Source organism: Pseudomonas sp. MWU12-3103b (assembly GCF_023100615.1).
Lineage (GTDB): Bacteria > Pseudomonadota > Gammaproteobacteria > Pseudomonadales > Pseudomonadaceae > Aquipseudomonas > Aquipseudomonas putida_A.
In genome coordinates this window covers 1-3,204 of sequence record NZ_JALMEY010000036.1, presented here as the reverse complement: position 1 = coordinate 3,204, position 3,204 = coordinate 1, and the positions used below count along the sequence as shown (strand labels likewise).

At 51.2% G+C, this 3,204-nt stretch carries 1 rRNA gene; it reads left to right on the top strand.

Going from position 1 to position 3,204, the window contains the following annotated elements:
- The first annotated feature begins 164 nt into the window (after window positions 1-164).
- Window positions 165-3,056 (top strand): 23S ribosomal RNA (locus M0808_RS28350).
- Window positions 3,057-3,204: the final 148 nt, after the last annotated feature.

Genomic DNA, 3,204 nt, shown 5'->3' with positions numbered 1-3,204 from the left:
ATCGTTCTTTAAAAATTTGGGTATGTGATAGAAAGATAGACTGAACGTTACTTTCACTGGTAACGGATCAGGCTAAGGTAAAATTTGTGAGTGACTCTTAAGAGTTTTGCGAATTTTCGGCGAATGTCGTCTTCACAGTATAACCAGATTGCTTGGGGTTATATGGTCAAGTGAAGAAGCGCATACGGTGGATGCCTTGGCAGTCAGAGGCGATGAAAGACGTGGTAGCCTGCGAAAAGCTTCGGGGAGTCGGCAAACAGACTTTGATCCGGAGATGTCTGAATGGGGGAACCCAGCCATCATAAGATGGTTATCTTGTACTGAATACATAGGTGCAAGAGGCGAACCAGGGGAACTGAAACATCTAAGTACCCTGAGGAAAAGAAATCAACCGAGATTCCCTTAGTAGTGGCGAGCGAACGGGGACTAGCCCTTAAGTGGCTTTGAGATTAGCGGAACGCTCTGGAAAGTGCGGCCATAGTGGGTGATAGCCCTGTACGCGAAAATCTCTTAGTCATGAAATCGAGTAGGACGGAGCACGAGAAACTTTGTCTGAATATGGGGGGACCATCCTCCAAGGCTAAATACTACTGACTGACCGATAGTGAACTAGTACCGTGAGGGAAAGGCGAAAAGAACCCCGGAGAGGGGAGTGAAATAGATCCTGAAACCGTATGCGTACAAGCAGTGGGAGCCCACTTTGTTGGGTGACTGCGTACCTTTTGTATAATGGGTCAGCGACTTATTTTCAGTGGCGAGCTTAACCGAATAGGGGAGGCGTAGCGAAAGCGAGTCTTAATAGGGCGTCTAGTCGCTGGGAATAGACCCGAAACCGGGCGATCTATCCATGGGCAGGTTGAAGGTTAGGTAACACTGACTGGAGGACCGAACCGACTACCGTTGAAAAGTTAGCGGATGACCTGTGGATCGGAGTGAAAGGCTAATCAAGCTCGGAGATAGCTGGTTCTCCTCGAAAGCTATTTAGGTAGCGCCTCATGTATCACTGTAGGGGGTAGAGCACTGTTTCGGCTAGGGGGTCATCCCGACTTACCAAACCGATGCAAACTCCGAATACCTACAAGTGCCGAGCATGGGAGACACACGGCGGGTGCTAACGTCCGTCGTGAAAAGGGAAACAACCCAGACCGTCAGCTAAGGTCCCAAAGTTATGGTTAAGTGGGAAACGATGTGGGAAGGCTTAGACAGCTAGGAGGTTGGCTTAGAAGCAGCCACCCTTTAAAGAAAGCGTAATAGCTCACTAGTCGAGTCGGCCTGCGCGGAAGATGTAACGGGGCTCAAACCATACACCGAAGCTACGGGTATCACGCAAGTGATGCGGTAGAGGAGCGTTCTGTAAGCCTGTGAAGGTGAGTTGAGAAGCTTGCTGGAGGTATCAGAAGTGCGAATGCTGACATGAGTAACGACAATGGGTGTGAAAAACACCCACGCCGAAAGACCAAGGTTTCCTGCGCAACGTTAATCGACGCAGGGTTAGTCGGTCCCTAAGGCGAGGCTGAAAAGCGTAGTCGATGGAAAACAGGTTAATATTCCTGTACTTCTGGTTATTGCGATGGAGGGACGGAGAAGGCTAGGCCAGCTTGGCGTTGGTTGTCCAAGTTTAAGGTGGTAGGCTGAGATCTTAGGTAAATCCGGGATCTTAAGGCCGAGAGCTGATGACGAGTTACCTTTTAGGTGACGAAGTGGTTGATGCCATGCTTCCAAGAAAAGCTTCTAAGCTTCAGATAACCAGGAACCGTACCCCAAACCGACACAGGTGGTTGGGTAGAGAATACCAAGGCGCTTGAGAGAACTCGGGTGAAGGAACTAGGCAAAATGGCACCGTAACTTCGGGAGAAGGTGCGCCGGTGAGGGTGAAGGACTTGCTCCGTAAGCTCATGCCGGTCGAAGATACCAGGCCGCTGCGACTGTTTATTAAAAACACAGCACTCTGCAAACACGAAAGTGGACGTATAGGGTGTGACGCCTGCCCGGTGCCGGAAGGTTAATTGATGGGGTTAGCTAACGCGAAGCTCTTGATCGAAGCCCCGGTAAACGGCGGCCGTAACTATAACGGTCCTAAGGTAGCGAAATTCCTTGTCGGGTAAGTTCCGACCTGCACGAATGGCGTAACGATGGCGGCGCTGTCTCCACCCGAGACTCAGTGAAATTGAAATCGCTGTGAAGATGCAGTGTATCCGCGGCTAGACGGAAAGACCCCGTGAACCTTTACTATAGCTTTGCACTGGACTTTGAATTTGCTTGTGTAGGATAGGTGGGAGGCTTTGAAGCGTGGACGCCAGTTCGCGTGGAGCCATCCTTGAAATACCACCCTGGCAACTTTGAGGTTCTAACTCAGGTCCGTTATCCGGATCGAGGACAGTGTATGGTGGGTAGTTTGACTGGGGCGGTCTCCTCCTAAAGAGTAACGGAGGAGTACGAAGGTGCGCTCAGACCGGTCGGAAATCGGTCGTAGAGTATAAAGGCAAAAGCGCGCTTGACTGCGAGACAGACACGTCGAGCAGGTACGAAAGTAGGTCTTAGTGATCCGGTGGTTCTGTATGGAAGGGCCATCGCTCAACGGATAAAAGGTACTCCGGGGATAACAGGCTGATACCGCCCAAGAGTTCATATCGACGGCGGTGTTTGGCACCTCGATGTCGGCTCATCACATCCTGGGGCTGAAGCCGGTCCCAAGGGTATGGCTGTTCGCCATTTAAAGTGGTACGCGAGCTGGGTTTAGAACGTCGTGAGACAGTTCGGTCCCTATCTGCCGTGGACGTTTGAGATTTGAGAGGGGCTGCTCCTAGTACGAGAGGACCGGAGTGGACGAACCTCTGGTGTTCCGGTTGTCACGCCAGTGGCATTGCCGGGTAGCTATGTTCGGGAAAGATAACCGCTGAAAGCATCTAAGCGGGAAACTTGCCTCAAGATGAGATCTCACTGGAACCTTGAGTTCCCTGAAGGGCCGTCGAAGACTACGACGTTGATAGGTTGGGTGTGTAAGCGCTGTGAGGCGTTGAGCTAACCAATACTAATTGCCCGTGAGGCTTGACCATATAACACCCAAGCAATCTGCATGCTCGAAAGAGACCAGATTGCGGTGTGTGAAGACGCAATGAACCGAAAGTTCGCGATGCTCACAAAACACCTGTATCACATACCCGATTTGCTGAAGCGAGGCCAACCGGTCACGAGTCAGTACCC